Raw genomic sequence first — 16,021 nt, 5'->3', positions numbered from 1 at the left:
GTTCTAGCTGGTATGACCACGAATTCGACGACTTCGGCCACTTCGTCCAGTTCGGCAACCGCCAAGCTGGTGTCGGCGCTGGGCGGTGGCAGCGGGATCGACACTGCAAGCCTCGCCGAGCAACTCGCCGCCGCGCAATTCGCATCGCGGCTCGACCAGATCAATTCCCGCAGCGACAAGCTGGCCACGCAAATCTCGGCTGCCTCGACCCTCAAGGGCATGGTCTCCACGATAGCGTCCTCGTTCGGCGACCGGGTACGCACCGGCGATCTCGCCGTGACGCCCCAGATCGCGAACGGCTCCGTCGCCGTCGTCTCGAAGGGGACACTGACGGGCAGCGGCACGTCCACGCTCGAAGTCACTTCCCTTGCCAAGGGTGCGACGCTGGTATCCCCGGCTTACGCTGCAGGGGCTACTGCGACGGTCGGTTCGGGCACGCTCACGCTTCGCTTCGGAACGATTGCCGGCACGACCTTCACCGCCGACGCCAGCCGCTCGCAGGTCGACGTGACGATCGCGCAGGGCGCGACGCTGACCGACGTCGCCAACGCCATCAATGCCAAGGGTGCGGGCGTCACCGCATATGTCGCGACAGGAGCGGGTGGCGCGCAGCTCGTGCTCAAGGGCAAGGACGGCGCGGCGAACGGCTTCCAGATCGAGGCGAACGAGAATCCTGCCGATCCCGGCCTATCGGCGCTCGCCTGGACACCCGCCGACGACGCAACGCGGCTCAAGTCGGCGGCGAGCGATGCGGCCTTCGTTCTCGACGGCGTACCGCGCACATCGGCCAGCAACATCATTACCGATGCCGCGCCGGGCTTGACGCTCAAGCTGACCGGGACCAATGCCGGGGCTCCCACCACGATCAGCTTCAGTGACCCGGCAAGCGGTATCTCGGCCGCCATGGGCGATCTCGTCGCCGCGCTCAACGAGATGGTGTCGGAGCTCAATCGCGATACCGACCCGATCTCGGGCACGCTCAACAACAACCCCGGCGCTCGCGAACTGCGGCGCCAGCTCGGCGCGCTTGCCCTGGCCAAGGTGATGCCCAACGCGGCGACCGGCGAGCCTTCGACGCTTGCCGAACTCGGGCTCAAGACCAATCGCGACGGCAGTTTCACCTTCGACAGCGCCCGGCTGTCGACGACCATCGCGGGCAATCCGGCGGGCACCGCCAAGATGTTCACCACCGGTCTCTACGGGGTCTACGCCACGCTGGACAAGATGTCGCGCGCCGTCACCTCGACGGCAGGCGCCAACACGCTGGGTGGGTCGGTGGCAAGCATGACGACGCTGCAAGCCAAGCTGGCAACCCAGAGGAGCGACATCGAGACCAAGCAGGAAACGCTGCGCCAGAAGCTGGTCACGCAGTACGCCGGGCTCGATGCCCGCCTGTCGAGCTCGAAGTCGACGCTCTCGTTCCTCCAGGGCCAGATCGCCGCCTGGAACGCCAAGTCCAACTAAGCCTGCGAGGGACCGATGCTGCTTTACCGAGATCCTTGCGAAGCCTACCGCCGCGTCGACTTCGATGCGCGGGTCAAAGGCGCGAACTCGATGCAGCTCGTCGACCTCTGCCTGGAACAGCTGACCGGGTCTATCGGCCGGGCGATCTACGCTGAATCCCGTGGCGACAACAGCGCCAAGAGCGCCGCTCTGACCCGGGCAACGGCTGCGCTGACTGCCTTGCAGCTGGGCGTCGATCCTGAAAACCCGGCGGGCCCGGCGCTTCTCCACCTCTACCAGACTGCACGCAAAAGCGTGCTCGACAGCGCGGTGCGGTTCGACGCCGCAACGCTCCAGGCGATCCGGGCGGACTTCATCGAGATCAGGGCCGCAATGCTCGGCAGCGCGAGCTGATCCAACCAGCCCCGGACGGGGGCGCGCTTTTTCCCTCCCATCTCCGACAAAAAAAGTCCGGAACCGCACGTTCTGCGGTTCCGGACCAATGGGACGGTCCGCCAAGAAGGGGGACTGGAGGCGTACCGTCCGGGGTATTGTCCTGCGACCGTGAGGGCTCCCTCAGCTTTGATTGCAACTGGCGAGGACAGCACTGCCGATGTCGTCGAGCGCGATCTCGCGCGTCGCTGCCTCGAGCGCGATCACCGCGTCCGGGGTCTCGGCGACGAGTGCCGTCTTGCGGTCCTGGACAAAGGTTTCGAATCCAGAATCCCGCAGTAGCTTCAAGCCTTTCGCCCCGTCGGATCCCATCCCTGTAAGGACCGCTCCCACCGACTGGATCGCGGCGCGCGCAATCGAGCCGAACAGCAGGTTGGCGCTCGGCCGCGCCCCCTCGACAGGATCGCGCTGGAGCAGACGGATCTTGGGCGGCTGGCCTGCCTCGACCACGACGTGGCTTTGCGGATCGGCGGCAATATGGATCGTGCCCTGCACGAGCGCGGCACCATCGCGCGCCGGCTTGACGCTGCATTTGAGGTCGGTGTCGAGCCGCTTGATGAAGGTTTCGACCAGCATCGGCTCGGCCTGCAGGCAGACCACCGTCGGCGGGCAGTTCTGCGGGAAGACCGACAGGATCGTGGTGAGGGCATCGATTCCGCCCATCGACGCACTGAACGCGACGATGCGGCCGTTCCATTCGAACACGGTGCCCGTTTCGACATGGACCCGCTGTCCGGCCTTGCGGTCCTTGACGTTCGAGTTGGCCGCCGCGAGCACGATCTTGCCGAGCTTGCCGACGGTCTTGGCGAACTGCTCCGGGGTCGCCTTGAGCGGCTTGGGGAAGCACTCGACGGCGCCGAGCTCGAATGCCTTCAGCGAGGTTTCCGTGCCCGCCTGGGTCAGCGACGAGAGCATGACCACCGGAAGCGGGTTCTTCTCCATGATTTCCTCGAGGAACTCGATCCCGCTCATGCCGGGCATCTCGACATCGAGCGTGATGACGTTCGGCTTGAGTTGCAGGATCTGCTCGCGCGCGTCGTCCGCGCTGCGGGCCGCGCCCACGACGCTGACGTTCTTCGCCTGATCGAGGATGTCGGAGAACAGGGCGCGCATGGCCGCGGAGTCATCGACAACCAGAACGCGTGCTTCGTGCATCGGTACCAAACCCTTGCTTTAATGCAGTTTCATCGGCGCCCGAGTTGGCGTCCTCGGCAATGCTGTTAGCCTGCCACCGGACAGCAAATTCCCCCCGGGGCGATAGGTATCTCACCCTAAGTCACGGGCAATCCGACCTTTGCCGCTTTGTCGGTAGGCCGCTGAGCCGAAATGTCGCTTCAAGCCCGCCGAATCACCGGAAGGGGCCGAGCGGCCGAGGTCTCGCAAAGGGAAACCCGTACCAATGCCGACGATCACCCTGCCGTCCCGGTGCGATCGCGCCGCAGCCGAAGCGCTGCTGCCCGAGATGGTCGCATCGCTGGGTTCCGGGCCGCTGCACATCGACGCACGCGAATGCACGCAGATCGGCCTCGCCATGCTGCAGGTCCTGGTCAGCGCGCGCCACACCGGCGAAGGCGCGATGATCGAGCCGTCCACCAGCCTTCGCGATACGGCGCGCCAGCTCGGGCTCGAGGCGGAGCTGTTCGACGGGGACGGTCGCGGAGGCACGCTGTGAACGCCGAGGAAATCCAGGCCATCTTCTTCGCGGAGTGCGAAGAATCGCTTGCCGCCGCCGAGCAGGGCCTTGCGGCCTGCAAGGCAGGCACCCATGATGCCGATACCGTCAACGCGGTCTTTCGCGGCGTCCATTCGATCAAGGGCGGCGCAGGCGCGTTCGGCTACACCGCGCTTCAGGGCTTCACCCACACCTTCGAGACCCTGCTGTCCGACGTGCGCGATGGCACCGTCGCCATCACCGATCCGCTGGTCGATCTCCTGCTGCGCGCGCTCGACACCTTGAGCGACCACGTCAGCGCCGCCCGGGGCATGGGCGATACGCCCGACGACACCGCGCTCCAGGTCGAGCTCACTGCGGCGATGGCGGCCAATGCCGGCGCCGTGGCAGACGACGCCCAGGCCGAGACCCCCGCCGCGGTTGCGGCAGGTGATGGCGACAGCGCGCCTGCCGCAAGTTCTGCGGTGGACGACGACTTCGGCTTCGATTTCGATGCCATGCTCGACGACATCACCGGCGCCGTCGGCGCTGGCGCGGGCACCGCTGAAGGCGACGAAGGCGCGGCCGGCGGCGACGAGCAAGCCCCGGGCGACAACCTCTGGCTGTTCAAGGTCCGTCCGCACGCAGGCTCGATGCGCAACGGGAGCGAACCGCTGCTGATGCTGCGCGAAATGATCGCGCTCGGCGGCGCCTGCATCGAGTGCGACATCGACCAGATCCCGCCACTCGATACTCTCGACCCGGGCACCGGCTACCTCGGCTGGACATTCGGTTTCCCGCCCGAGGCGTCGCAGGACTCGGTCCGTGAGATCTTCGACTTCGTCGGCGACGAATGCGGCATTGCCGTGGGCGAAGGCGCCCCGATGCCTGCGGTCCAGTTCCCGGCGCCACGCGCGGCGAACCCGGTTCCTGCTGCAGCCGCGCCGGCCGTCGCCCGCGACGAGGCGCAGGGCGTGCAAGCCACGCCGGCAACCACGCCCACGGCTGCAGCCGTCCCGGTGGCCGACAGCGCTCCCACGCCGCCGCCGCAACAACAGCAGGCCGCCGTTCCCGCTCCGCCCGCTCCGGGACAATCGATCCGCATCGAGCTTGGCAAGCTCGACAAGTTGATCGATGCCGTCGGCGAACTGGTCATTGCGCAAGCGATGATGGCGCAGCGCCTGGCCGGCGACGGCCTCGCCGTGACCGAGGAACTCGCGGTGCTAGAAGGCCTCACCCGCGACATCCAGGAATCGGCGATGGCCATCCGCGCCCAGCCGATCGGCTCGGTCTTCAGCCGCGTGCCCCGCATTCTTCGCGAACTTACCACGAGCACCGGCAAGCATGTCCGGCTCGAAGTCTCCGGCGAGAGCACCGAACTCGACAAGACCGTCATCGAGCGCCTCGGCGAGCCGCTCACCCACCTCATCCGCAATGCCGTCGACCACGGCATCGAATGTGCGGAAGACCGCATCGCCGCCGGAAAGTCGGCCGACGGTACGCTGACCCTTTCGGCCGAGCACCGGTCGGGCCGCATCCTCATCCGCATCGCCGACGACGGGCGCGGCATCAATCGCGAGCGCGTTCTTGCCAAGGCGATCGAGAAGGGACTCGTCGCACCCGATGTGCAGTTGTCGAAGGAAGAGATCGACGCGCTGATCTTCGCGCCCGGCTTTTCGACCGCGCAGCAGATCTCGAACATCTCAGGCCGCGGCGTCGGCATGGACGTGGTCCGCCAGAACGTGAAGGACCTCGGCGGCCGCATCACGATCGAATCCGAAGAAGGCAAGGGCACGACCTTCACCCTGACGTTGCCACTGACCCTTGCGATTTCCGACGGGATGATCGTCAACGTGGGGGACCAGACCTTGGTTGTCCCGCTCGCCAACGTGGTCGAGAGCTTGCGCCCCGATCCGAAGGAAGTTCAGGGTCTCGGTGCCGCGCGGGCCATGATCAACGTCCGCGGCAGGTTCATCCCGGTCGTCCCGCTTCACCTCGCGGTCGGCGCCCGCGGCGCGGTCGAAAGGGCCGACGAAGGCGTGCTGATCGTCGTCGAGACCGAGCGCGCAGGCCGCGCCGCGCTGCTTGTCGATGCGATCTGCGACCAGCGCCAGGTCGTGATCAAGAGCCTCGACACGCACTATCGCTCGGTTGAGGGCGTCGCCGGTGCGACCATCCTCGGCGATGGCCGCGTCGCGCTGATCGTCGATGTCGACGGCCTCGTGTCGCGCTCGCTGTCGGGCCAGTCGCTGGCGGAGGCAGCGTGAACCTGACTGCGACCTTCTCCGAGACGCTGCCGGGAATCAGCCCGGACGTCTATGGCCCTGCCGACTTCCAGGCGGTGAGCGACCTTGCCCACCGAGAGGCAGGGATCGTCTTGCCGCAAGGCAAGGCGATGCTGGTCTATTCGCGGCTCGCGCCGCTGGTTCGCGCCTCCGGATGCCAGACGTTCGGTGCCTATGTCCTCCGCCTGCGCGAGGATGCCGCCGAGCGGACCAAGGCCATCTGCGCGCTTACGACGAACCACACCTTCTTCTATCGCGAGGCGCACCATTTCGAGCACTTCGAGCAGGAGGTCCGGCCCAAGCTCGTCTCGCGCCTCGAACGTGGCGAGAAAGTCCGGCTGTGGTCGGCGGGATGCTCCAGCGGCGAGGAAACGTGGTCGCTGCTGATGACCCTGCTCGGGCCGGATCGCAACGCTGGCCAAGCCATCGCACGCCGTGACGTTCGCCTTCTCGCCAGCGACATTGCGACCCACGCGATCGCAAAGGCGGAGAGCGGCACCTATCGCGCAGAGGACCTCAAGCCGGTGCCCGAGCCTCTGCGGCGCGCGTGGACCGCAGTGTCGGGCGAGGACGCCAAGATTGCCGCCGAGGTGCGCAACCTTGCGCGTTTCCGCACCCTCAACTTGCTTGGCGATTGGCCGATGCAGGGCCGTTTCGACGTTATCTTCTGTCGTAACGTCATGATCTATTTCGACAATCCCACCAAGGAGCGGCTTGTCGCGCGCTTTGCGGAAATGCTGGTGCAAGGCGGATGGCTCTACATCGGCCACAGCGAACGGGTGACCGGGCCTGCACTTTCCGAGCTCGCGCCGATGGGGCCCACGATCTATCGGAGGAATGCGGCATGACCATTCGCGTCATCATCGTCGACGATTCGCCAACCATGCGCGCGATCCTGATGAGCCGTCTGGCGAAGGAGCCCGACATCGAAGTCGTGGCGGCGGCCGCCAACGCCGCCGAAGGGCGCCAGGTCATCCGCGAACTCGATCCGGACGTGGTCACGCTGGACGTCGAAATGCCGGGCATGAACGGTCTCGATTTCCTCGAGAAGATCATGCAGCTGCGCCCGACGCCGGTGATCATCGTCTCGGGCGCAACGCAGAAGGGGGCCGAGACCACCGCGCGCGCGCTCGCCCTGGGCGCCGTAGATTGCTATGCCAAGAGCGAGAACAGCACCGGCCTGCCTCTCGACGACAATGGCAAGCTGGCACAGATGATCCGCGAGGCTTCGAAGATCTCCTTCAAGGGGCGCGCCGCCCCGCCGCCAGCGCCTGCCGCGGCCCAACGACAATCGGTCCAGCGGGTCGCTACCGAGGCGCGCGGCTCCATGCGCGAGCGCCCCAGGCTGATCGCGATCGGTTCCTCGACCGGCGGGGTCGAAGCGCTGCAGATCCTGCTCGGCGGCTTCACCGAGACCTGCCCGCCGACCATGGTCGTCCAGCACATCAACGCGCGGTTCGCACCGGCGGTCGCGCGCACACTCGACGGATCCTGCCCACCCAAGATCGTCGTTGCCGAGCCAGACATGCCGCTCAAGGACGGGCACGTCTACATCGCGCCTGGCGACGATCGCCATCTTCTCGTCGGTGGCGCCGGCAATCTGCTCACGGCGAAGTTGCGCAAGGGCGATCCCGTTTCGGGCCATCTGCCGAGCGTCGATGTCCTGTTCGGCTCGGTTGCAGAGGTGATCGGCGCGAACGCGGTCGGCATCCTCCTGACCGGCATGGGCAGCGACGGCGCACGCGGATTGCTCGCGATGTCGCAGAAGGGTGCGCACACCATTGCGCAGGACGAAGCAACCTGCACCGTGTTCGGGATGCCGCGCGCCGCCATCTCGCTCGGTGCGGCCGGAGTGATCGCACCGATCAGCCACATCGCCCGTCACGCATTGAGCAAGGCGGCCTGACCATGATGATGGAACGTCCCATCGCCGCAGCCCCGGGCCGCGCGATCGACCGTATCACGGTCATGCAGGGTCAGGCGCTGGCGACGGGCGACCCGGCGACTGAATACTCCACCGTGCTCGGCAGTTGCGTCGCAACCTGCCTGTTCGATCCTGAATCACGCGTGGGCGGCATGAACCATTTCCTGCTGTCCGAACCCCCGGCGGGATGCGGCAATGCCACCGTCGACGAGCACTACGGCGTCTACCTGATGGAACTGCTGGTCAACACCATGCTGGGCAAAGGAGCCCGCAAGGGCCGGCTCAAGGCGCACCTCTACGGCGGCGCCAACGTCAACCGCAACATGATGCGTATCGGCACAGCCAATGCCGAATTCGCCCGCGCCTTCCTGATCCGCGAAGGGATCGAGCTTATGCGCGAGGATCTTGGCGGCACTTGCGCCCGCCGCGTCGATTTCCGCCCGGCCTCCGGCCAGGTGCGCTGCCGCACGGTCGAGGATCGTCTCGCACCGCCCGTCCAACCCGCCGGCCGTCCCGAAAAATCCACCGGCGACGTCGAACTGTTCTGATCCAAGAGCGAGCCTGATCCATGAGCACCACCACCCGCATCCTCACCGTCGACGACAGCCCGTCCATGCGCGCGCTGCTCAACCATGCCCTGACAACGCAGGGCTTCGATGTGGCGCAGGCCGAGGACGGCATTGCCGCGCTCGACTGGCTTGCGCTAAACGAGGTCGATGTCGTCATCACCGACATCAACATGCCCAGGCTCGACGGTTTCGGCCTGATCGAAAAGCTGCGCGAAGGCAGCCGCCATCGCGATCGCCCGATCCTCGTGCTGACGACCGAAAGCAGCGAGGAGAAGAAGGCGCGCGCTCGCGCCGCCGGCGCCACCGGCTGGATCGTGAAGCCGTTCGACCCCCAGAAGCTCGTCGCCGCGGTCCGCCGCGTCGCCCACTGACCCTTTCCTGCAAGGAGGCCCGCGCCATGATCCGCGAACTCATCACATTCGAAGTCGAAGGCCAGGTCTTCGGGCTCGACATCATGTCGATCCGCGAGATCCGCGCGTGGACGCCGACGACCCGCCTGCCGCGCGTGCCGCACTATGTCGCCGGCGTCGTCAACCTGCGCGGCACGGTGCTGCCGGTGGTCGACCTTGCCGCGCGCCTCGGCTGGTCCGCCACGGAGCCCACCCCGCGCCACGCGATCATCGTCACGCAGCTGGGCGCTCAGGTCGGCGGGTGGATCGTTGATTCGGTCAGCGACATCGTTACCGTCCCGGACGAAGCGATGCAGCCGCCGCCGCCCACCGCAGGCCACGACACCGTCGTCCCGTTCCTCGAAGGCCTTGCCGCGATCGAGGACCGCATGGTCATGGTGCTCAACCTCCAGGCGCTGAGCGATGGGGCCCAGCTCGCCGAAGCCGCCTGACGGAAGGAAACGCCGATGGCCAATCAGGCCACCCACCGCCAGATCGCGGTGGTCCTCGAAGAGCTTGCGCAGGAAGTCGAAGCGCTCGGCGCGAAGCTGTGTACCGACATGGACATCGCCATGCGGCACATGGATTCGCTCCAGGGCATCGATCTGATCGCCCAGAAGCAGCGCTCGCTGGCGACGCTGCTCGATGCCGATTGCCCGATGGAGGAGATCGAGAAGATCGCGATCGACGTTCTGCGCGAACGCATGCGGATGCTCGGCACCGCCCACTGATCGCACATCCTGCGGGGCATTGGTCGAGATCCGCGCTGGGGCGCCCGTCGGGCGCAGTGTGTCGCTCGTCGATGACCGACGCCGGCAGGCCGCAGCACAAGCCTATGATTGCGAATGAAATCGCTTCGCATGATGGCCTGCCCGCTGCTCCTGTCGACCGCGCTTGGCGCTCCTGCGCTCGCTGCCGCAGGTGACCCTGCCGACGCGCCCGCAGGCGCTGACGCGCCAGCGCCCTCGCCCCAAGCCGCCCTTAGCGTCTTCACCCCCGCTGACTTCGCGCGCTTCGCCCCCCGTAACGCGCTCGACCTGCTGCGCGTCGTCCCCGGCTTCTCGATCCGCGAAGCGGAACAGGCGCGCGGCCTTGGCCAGGCGAGCGGCAACGTGCTGGTCAACGGCCAGCGCCTCTCGTCGAAATCGGATGACATCTACACCCAGCTCTCGCGCATTCCGGCAAGCACCGTCGAACGCATCGAACTGGTCGATGCGGCCACGCTCAAGGTGCCCGGCCTGTCGGGCCAGGTCGCCAACATCATCGCCCGGACCGACAGCTTTTCGGGCCAGTTCCGCTGGGAGCCGCAAGTGCGCCCGCACTATGCCCACCCCCGGCTCTACGACGGCGAAATCTCGGTCAGCGGCCGGCAGGACTGGGTCGAGTATACCATAAGCCTCGTCAACGACGCCAACCGCGGTGCCGCCGGCGGCCCCACCACGATCCGCGATGCAGGCGGCAGGATCGTCGAACGCCGGCACGACGAACTGACTAGCGACGAAGACAATCCCAAGCTCGCCGGCCGCTTCGTGATCGATGGCCCCGGCTCGTCGGTCATCAACCTCAACGGTTCGATCCAGAAGATCTGGTCGCATTACGACGAACGCTCGCAGCGCACCCGCCTGCCCGCCGATGCGCCGTGGGGCGGTCCCGATCGCCTGCGCCTGATCAAGGTTCGCAACGATACGTGGAACTGGGAGCTGGGCGGCGATGTCGAGTTCGCGCTGGGCCCCGGCCGGCTGAAGCTGATCGGCCTCAACCGCGAAAGCCAAGAACCCTACCTGCAGACCGTCGTCACCTCCTACGCCGACCAGAGTCCCGCCGACGGCGATCTCTATGCCCAGGCCGGCGATACCAGCGAACGCATCGCCCGCGCCGAATACAGCTGGAAAATGTTTGGCGGCGATTGGCAGATCGCCGGCGAAGGCGCGTTCAACCGCCTCGACAACGTCGCTTCGGTCGGCACGCTCGCCGATGATGGCAGCTTCACCCGCGAACCTTTCCCCGGCGGCACGGGCGGAGTCGCCGAAGACCGCTACGATGCCAGCCTTTCGGTCAGCCGCCCGGTCTCGAAGACGGTGACGCTGCAGTTCGTCGGCGGCGCCGAATGGTCGACCTTGCGCCAGACCGGAGCCGATGGTCTGCAACGCCGCTTCTTCCGCCCCAAGGGCTCGCTCTCGCTCGCCTGGAAGCCGGACCCGACGTTCGACCTGTCGGTCCGCGTCCGCCGCCGCGTCGGGCAGCTTTCGTTCTACGATTTCCTTGCCCGCCGCTTTCTCGACAACGGTAACGCCAACGCCGGCAATGCCGAACTGGTGCCGCAGCAGGACTGGACGCTCGAGGTTGAGGCGAACAAGAACCTCGGCCGCTGGGGCTCGACCAAGCTGCGCTTCATCGGGCGGCAGGTGGAAGACTACGTCACCGTGGTGCCCGTCGGCCCCGACGGCGAGTCCGTGGGCAACGTGCCAAGGGCGCGCGTCCGCATCCTCGAAAGCAACACCACGCTGCAGCTCGAACCGCTCGGCTGGAAGGGCGCGCGGCTCGATGTGCACCTGCTGCTGCAGCACACCCGGCTGAAGGACCCGGTCACGCTGCGCACCATCACCTACAGCAACATCACCGACCGCCTTGCCGAGATCGAACTGCGCAACGATCTGCCCGGCACCAACTGGGCCATCGGCAGCTCCTTCAACTATTCGCACCAGTCGCTCGGCTACCGCGTCGGCGAATTCGGGCGAGACTGGGAGGGCCCTGTCTTCGCCGGGCTCTATATCGAGAACAAGAACGTGTTCGGCCTCACCGTCCGCGTCTCCGCCGACAACCTGCTCAACGCCCGCCGGCGCTGGGACCGCGTGGTCTATGCCGGCCGCCGCGACCAGTCGCCGATCCTGTTCACCGAAACACGCAATCAGCTGATCGGACCGCTGTTCACGCTGCTCATCAAGGGCAGCTTCTGACGGGCGGCTGCGCTTTCCCCCTTCGCCCCACCCTGCTAGGGGCGCGCGATGCTTTCGATCCAGTCCCTCACCGTGCGCCTTGGCGGGCGCGAAATCCTGTCGCGCGCCTCGGCTGCCATTCCGCCCAAGGGCAAGGTCGGCCTGATCGGTCGCAACGGCGCGGGCAAGTCCACGCTGATGAAGGCGCTGATCGGCCAGATCGAGCCCGACGACGGCGAGATCGAGATGCCGCGCGGTACGCGCCTGGGCTACATCGCGCAGGAAGCGCCGGCCGGCGATGCCACGCCCTTCGAAACCGTGCTCGCCGCCGACAAGGAGCGCACCGCGCTGCTCGAAGAAGCCGAAACCTGCACCGATCCCAACCGCCTGGGGGACGTCCACGACCGCCTGATCGCGATTGACGCCTACACCGCCCCTGCCCGCGCCGCGCGAATTCTCTCCGGCCTCGGCTTCGATGAAGAGATGCAGGGCCAGCCGCTCGACAGCTTCTCGGGCGGCTGGAAGATGCGCGTCGCGCTCGCCGCGCTGCTGTTCAGCCAGCCCGACGTGCTGCTGCTCGACGAACCGTCGAACCACCTCGATCTCGAAGCGACGCTCTGGCTCGAAAACTTCCTCAAGTCCTACCCCGCCACGCTGCTGGTGATCAGCCACGAGCGCGACCTGCTCAATTCGGTGTGCGACCACATCCTCCACCTTCAGGGCGGCAAGGTCACGCTCTACCCCGGCGGCTACGACAGCTTCGAACGCCAGCGTGCCGAACGCGCCGCGCAAGTGGCCGCCGCGCGCGCCGCACAGGAAGCGCAGGCCGAACGGTTGCGCGACTACATCGCCCGCAACAGCGCCCGCGCCTCCACCGCCAAGCAGGCGCAATCGCGCGCCAAGATGCTGGCCAAGATGCAGCCGATCGCGGCGATGATGGAAGATCCCTCGCTGTCGTTCGATTTCCCGGACCCGGAAGAACTGCGCCCGCCGCTGATCACGCTCGATCTGGCGGCCGTCGGCTATGCCGAAACGCCGATCCTGCGCCGGCTCAACCTGCGCATCGATCCCGACGATCGCCTTGCTCTGCTGGGTCGCAACGGCAACGGCAAGACCACGCTTGCGCGCCTGCTCGCTGCGCAGCTGGCGCCGATGGAAGGCGCCATGAACGCGGCGGGCAAGATGCAGATCGGCTACTTCACGCAGTACCAGGTCGAAGAGCTGGCGGGCGATGCCACTCCGCTCGAACACATGACCCGCGCCATGCCGGGCAAGACGCCCGCTGCGGTGCGCGCGCAACTGGGCCGCTTCGGCTTTTCCGGCCCGCGCGCGACGGCGCAAGTCGGCACGCTATCGGGCGGCGAACGCGCCCGCCTCGCCCTTGCGCTCGTCACGCGCGATGCGCCGCACATGCTGATCCTGGACGAGCCGACCAACCACCTCGACGTCGATGCGCGCGAAGCGCTGGTCCAGGCGCTCAACGAGTACAAGGGCGCCGTCCTGCTGATCAGCCACGATCGCCACATGGTCGAACTCACCGCCGATCGCCTCGTGCTTGTCGACGAAGGCACCGCACGCGAATTCAACGGTTCGATGGAGGATTACATCGACTTCGTGCTGGGCCGCAACCAGCCAAAGGCCGAAGGCACCTCGGGCGGCAAGGGCGGCAGCGGCAAGCAGGATCGCCGCGCCAATGCCCAGCTGCGCGAACAGTTGAAGGGCCTCAAGAAGACCGTGACCGAGGCGGAAACGCGCGTGGCCAAGCTCCAGGCCGAACTCAGCGAGCTCGATCGCGCGATGTTCGAGCCCGGCAGCGTCAAGGGCGATCTCGCCAAGCTGACCATGGGCCAGCTTTCGGAACGTCGCGGTCGCAAGGCTTCGGAACTGGAATACGCCGAAACCGCTTGGATGGACGCCAGCGAAGCCTACGAACTGGCGCAGGAGCAAGGTGCATGAGCGTTGCCTTCCGCCGCGAAAGCGACGACGAACATCTCGAACCCAAGTTCGAAGTGCCGATCCCGCCCGGTCCCAACTGGGTCACGCCCACCGGCCTTGCCCTGATCGAAGACCGCGTCGCGCAGTTCGAAGCCTTGGTCGCCGCCGAACCCGAAGAGACCGCGCTCGCGGCCGCCAAGCGGTACTTGCGCTACTGGAAGGCCCGCCGCGCCAGCGCCGAGCTCATCGCGCCTGCCGATGGGTCAAGCGTCGCCTTCGGCACGCGCGTCACCTTCCGCATGGGCGGGCAGGAGCGCACCATCGCCATCGTCGGCCATGACGAGGCGGACGCCGGCGAAGGCAAGGTCGCCTTCACCGCCCCGCTCCCGCGCGCGATGATGGATGTGGAGGCCGGCGAACGCGTCGATTTCAACGGCAAGGCCGAAGCCATCGAAGTCCTGAAGGTCGAGCCTATCTGACAAGCGGGCGCACGTCCGCCACCCTATCCCCGTTCGCCCCGAGCCTGTCGAAGGGCCACCCTTCCCCTTGCGGAACAGCAGCCCCCCAAAGCCTCGGAGCGATCCTTCGACAAGCGCAAAAGGGCGGGAGCATCAGCCCCCAGCCGCCCTCAGCGCTCGAAGCGCTTGGCCTTGTAGACCTTCTTGCGGAACGGCGCGCCGCCGGGACGGTCTCCGCCGTGCGAACGATCGCCATAGGCGCGCTCGCCACCGTGCGGACGGTCGCCGTTTGCGCGCTCACCGCGATTCGGCGGGCCGGCGCGGCGGTTGTCGCGGGCCATCTCGCGCGGCGGCTGGGCCGAATGCTCGATGGTGATGCCACTTTCGTCGTCGCCTTCGACACCCGCCGTTCGGGCCACGGCATGGGCAAAGCGGTCGGCCGCCGCGCGCGGGATTTGCACGAAAGTCTCGTTGGCCGAAATGCGGATCGCACCAATCTCGCCGCGCGTCACATGGCCGCGACGGCACAGCAGCGGCAGCAGCCAGCGCGGATCGGCGTTCTGGCGACGGCCGACATCAAGCCGGAACCACACCACGTCCTCGAAACCGGGACGCTTGCGCTCGGCGCGCGCTTCGGGGCTGTTGCCGATCAGATCCTCGGGCTGCGGCAGCGCGGCCGAATGCGCGCGGACCAGCGCGATGGCCAGTTCCTCGGCGCTCTTGTGCGCCAGCAGTTCCTGGACCAGCGTGGCGTCGGCCTCGTCGGCCTCCACCGGTTGCAGCAGCGTGCCGAGCAGGCGTTCGCGGTCGGCGGCGCGGATTTCCTCCGGCCCCGGCGCATCGATCCACGCCGCTTCGATCCGCGCCCCGCGCAGCATCATTTCGACGCGGCGACGACGCGGGAACGGCACGACTATGACCGCGGTGCCCTTCTTGCCCGCGCGGCCGGTGCGGCCCGAACGGTGCTGCAGCGTTTCGGCATCGCGCGGGATTTCCACGTGCACCACCAGCGAAAGCGACGGCAGGTCGATGCCGCGCGCGGCCACGTCGGTGGCAACGCAGACGCGGGCGCGGCGATCGCGCAAGGCCTGCAGCGCGTTGTTGCGTTCCGACTGGCTGTGTTCGCCCGACAGCGCCACGGCGGCAAAGCCGCGTTCGACCAGCAGCGCGTGCAGCCGCTTCACGTTGTCGCGCGTCGCGCAGAACAGGATCGCGGTTTCCGCTTCGTGCAGGCGCAGCAGGTTGACCACGGCGTGCTCGATGTCGGCCGGCGCCACGGTCACCGCCTGGTAGGCGATGTCGCCATGCCCGCGCGCCGCGTTCATCGTCGAAATGCGCAGCGCATTGTCGGTGTAGCGGCTCGCCAGCATCTCAATCGGACGCGGCATCGTGGCCGAAAACAGCAGCGTGCGGCGGCCCTGCGGCGTCGCGTCGAGCAGTTCTTCCAGATCCTCGCGGAAGCCCATGTCGAGCATTTCGTCCGCCTCGTCGAGCACCACCGCGCGCAAGCTAGACAAGTCAAGCGCGCCGCGTTCGATATGGTCGCGCAACCGGCCAGGCGTTCCGACCACGATATGCGCGCCGAAGTTCAGCGTGCGGCGCTCGCGCATCGGGTCCATGCCGCCAACGCAGGTGGCGATGCGCGCACCGGTTTCGGCATAGAGCCACTCGAGCTCGCGGCTGACCTGAAGCGCCAGTTCGCGGGTAGGCGCAATCACCAGCGCCAGCGGCGCGCCGGCCTGGGGCAGCACGCCTCGCTCGCCCAGCAGTTCGTCGCTCATGGCCAGGCCGAATGCCACGGTCTTGCCAGAGCCGGTCTGGGCAGAAACGATCAGATCGCGACCCTTGGCTTCGGCCTCGATCACGGCGGCCTGCACCGGCGTCAGCGCCGAATAGCCATGGCCGGTCAGCGCCCGGTCGAGCGCGGAGTTAAGTCCTTCGAATGTCATAACAAATGCCTATGGAGCGGGTGTGCGGC

General features: G+C 67.2%; 15 protein-coding genes. 13 read left to right on the top strand and 2 right to left on the bottom strand.

The features are described from left to right. The first annotated feature begins 12 nt into the window (after positions 1-12). Positions 13-1,464 (top strand): flagellar filament capping protein FliD, encoded by a 1,452-nt coding sequence (fliD, locus tag K3A85_RS06355; RefSeq protein WP_225205636.1) that lies wholly within the window; start codon positions 13-15, stop codon positions 1,462-1,464. Positions 1,465-1,479: 15 nt separating this feature from the next. Next, positions 1,480-1,857 carry a flagellar protein FliS gene (locus tag K3A85_RS06350; RefSeq protein WP_225205635.1) on the top strand — a complete coding sequence of 126 codons (378 nt, stop codon included), beginning with the start codon at positions 1,480-1,482 and terminating at the stop codon, positions 1,855-1,857. 162 nt (positions 1,858-2,019) lie between these two features. On the opposite strand, the gene K3A85_RS06345 is transcribed toward K3A85_RS06350, so the two are convergent. Continuing rightward, entirely contained in the window at positions 2,020-3,051 is a 1,032-nt protein-coding gene (locus K3A85_RS06345; protein WP_225205634.1) for a chemotaxis protein CheB, read from the bottom strand. A 244-nt stretch (positions 3,052-3,295) separates the two neighbouring features. Here K3A85_RS06345 and K3A85_RS06340 point away from each other — a divergent pair, with 244 nt between their 5' ends. From K3A85_RS06340 to K3A85_RS06290, 11 genes are all read left to right on the top strand, one after another. Further along, entirely contained in the window at positions 3,296-3,568 is a 273-nt protein-coding gene (locus K3A85_RS06340) for an STAS domain-containing protein (RefSeq protein ID WP_225205633.1), read from the top strand. Next, a complete protein-coding gene (locus tag K3A85_RS06335; protein ID WP_225205632.1) occupies positions 3,565-5,814 on the top strand; it encodes a chemotaxis protein CheA in 2,250 nt (749 codons plus the stop codon). The genes K3A85_RS06340 and K3A85_RS06335 overlap by 4 nt, the downstream gene beginning before the upstream one ends. Beyond that, complete coding sequence (locus K3A85_RS06330) at positions 5,811-6,680, top strand: CheR family methyltransferase (RefSeq protein WP_225205631.1); 870 nt, start codon at positions 5,811-5,813, stop codon at positions 6,678-6,680. Before K3A85_RS06335 ends, K3A85_RS06330 begins: the two co-directional genes overlap by 4 nt. Further along, positions 6,677-7,738, top strand: coding sequence for a protein-glutamate methylesterase/protein-glutamine glutaminase (locus K3A85_RS06325; protein WP_225205630.1), 1,062 nt, complete (start codon positions 6,677-6,679; stop codon positions 7,736-7,738). Before K3A85_RS06330 ends, K3A85_RS06325 begins: the two co-directional genes overlap by 4 nt. Before the next feature lie 5 nt (positions 7,739-7,743). Next, positions 7,744-8,304 carry a chemotaxis protein CheD gene (locus K3A85_RS06320; protein WP_225206020.1) on the top strand — a complete coding sequence of 187 codons (561 nt, stop codon included), beginning with the start codon at positions 7,744-7,746 and terminating at the stop codon, positions 8,302-8,304. Between the two features lie 20 nt (positions 8,305-8,324). Then, the gene (locus K3A85_RS06315) at positions 8,325-8,696 is read left to right on the top strand and encodes a response regulator (protein ID WP_225205629.1); all 372 of its coding nucleotides are present in this window, start codon (positions 8,325-8,327) and stop codon (positions 8,694-8,696) included. 26 nt (positions 8,697-8,722) lie between these two features. Beyond that, on the top strand, positions 8,723-9,166 hold the full coding sequence (locus K3A85_RS06310) for a chemotaxis protein CheW (protein WP_225205628.1): 444 nt from the start codon (positions 8,723-8,725) through the stop codon (positions 9,164-9,166). Positions 9,167-9,181: 15 nt separating this feature from the next. After that, positions 9,182-9,445, top strand: coding sequence for a hypothetical protein (locus tag K3A85_RS06305; RefSeq protein ID WP_225205627.1), 264 nt, complete (start codon positions 9,182-9,184; stop codon positions 9,443-9,445). A gap of 114 nt (positions 9,446-9,559) precedes the next feature. After that, positions 9,560-11,671: a TonB-dependent receptor plug domain-containing protein gene (locus K3A85_RS06300; protein ID WP_225205626.1), complete on the top strand. Its 2,112-nt coding sequence runs from the start codon at positions 9,560-9,562 to the stop codon at positions 11,669-11,671. Positions 11,672-11,719: 48 nt separating this feature from the next. Then, positions 11,720-13,606, top strand: coding sequence for an ABC-F family ATP-binding cassette domain-containing protein (locus K3A85_RS06295; RefSeq protein WP_225205625.1), 1,887 nt, complete (start codon positions 11,720-11,722; stop codon positions 13,604-13,606). Further along, positions 13,603-14,064: a GreA/GreB family elongation factor gene (locus K3A85_RS06290; protein ID WP_225205624.1), complete on the top strand. Its 462-nt coding sequence runs from the start codon at positions 13,603-13,605 to the stop codon at positions 14,062-14,064. The genes K3A85_RS06295 and K3A85_RS06290 overlap by 4 nt, the downstream gene beginning before the upstream one ends. Before the next feature lie 149 nt (positions 14,065-14,213). On the opposite strand, the gene K3A85_RS06285 is transcribed toward K3A85_RS06290, so the two are convergent. Continuing rightward, the gene (locus K3A85_RS06285) at positions 14,214-15,992 is read right to left on the bottom strand and encodes a DEAD/DEAH box helicase (protein WP_225205623.1); all 1,779 of its coding nucleotides are present in this window, start codon (positions 15,990-15,992) and stop codon (positions 14,214-14,216) included. Positions 15,993-16,021: the final 29 nt, after the last annotated feature.

The sequence above is a fragment of the Novosphingobium huizhouense genome (assembly GCF_020179475.1).
Taxonomy (GTDB): domain Bacteria; phylum Pseudomonadota; class Alphaproteobacteria; order Sphingomonadales; family Sphingomonadaceae; genus Novosphingobium; species Novosphingobium huizhouense.
Note: the sequence above shows the minus strand (reverse complement) of the source record. Positions and strands in the feature narration are given on the sequence as shown.

What these genes read in the sequence shown, in the direction of transcription:
- K3A85_RS06345 (WP_225205634.1), bottom strand. Translation starts at nt 3,051, where the DNA reads ATGCACGAAGCACGCGTTCTGGTTGTCGATGACTCCGCGGCCATGCGC.
- fliD (WP_225205636.1), top strand. Translation starts at nt 13, where the DNA reads ATGACCACGAATTCGACGACTTCGGCCACTTCGTCCAGTTCGGCAACC.
- K3A85_RS06325 (WP_225205630.1), top strand. Translation starts at nt 6,677, where the DNA reads ATGACCATTCGCGTCATCATCGTCGACGATTCGCCAACCATGCGCGCG.
- K3A85_RS06310 (WP_225205628.1), top strand. Translation starts at nt 8,723, where the DNA reads ATGATCCGCGAACTCATCACATTCGAAGTCGAAGGCCAGGTCTTCGGG.
- K3A85_RS06295 (WP_225205625.1), top strand. Translation starts at nt 11,720, where the DNA reads ATGCTTTCGATCCAGTCCCTCACCGTGCGCCTTGGCGGGCGCGAAATC.
- K3A85_RS06300 (WP_225205626.1), top strand. Translation starts at nt 9,560, where the DNA reads ATGAAATCGCTTCGCATGATGGCCTGCCCGCTGCTCCTGTCGACCGCG.
- K3A85_RS06320 (WP_225206020.1), top strand. Translation starts at nt 7,744, where the DNA reads ATGATGGAACGTCCCATCGCCGCAGCCCCGGGCCGCGCGATCGACCGT.
- K3A85_RS06350 (WP_225205635.1), top strand. Translation starts at nt 1,480, where the DNA reads ATGCTGCTTTACCGAGATCCTTGCGAAGCCTACCGCCGCGTCGACTTC.
- K3A85_RS06340 (WP_225205633.1), top strand. Translation starts at nt 3,296, where the DNA reads ATGCCGACGATCACCCTGCCGTCCCGGTGCGATCGCGCCGCAGCCGAA.
- K3A85_RS06290 (WP_225205624.1), top strand. Translation starts at nt 13,603, where the DNA reads ATGAGCGTTGCCTTCCGCCGCGAAAGCGACGACGAACATCTCGAACCC.
- K3A85_RS06285 (WP_225205623.1), bottom strand. Translation starts at nt 15,992, where the DNA reads ATGACATTCGAAGGACTTAACTCCGCGCTCGACCGGGCGCTGACCGGC.
- K3A85_RS06315 (WP_225205629.1), top strand. Translation starts at nt 8,325, where the DNA reads ATGAGCACCACCACCCGCATCCTCACCGTCGACGACAGCCCGTCCATG.
- K3A85_RS06305 (WP_225205627.1), top strand. Translation starts at nt 9,182, where the DNA reads ATGGCCAATCAGGCCACCCACCGCCAGATCGCGGTGGTCCTCGAAGAG.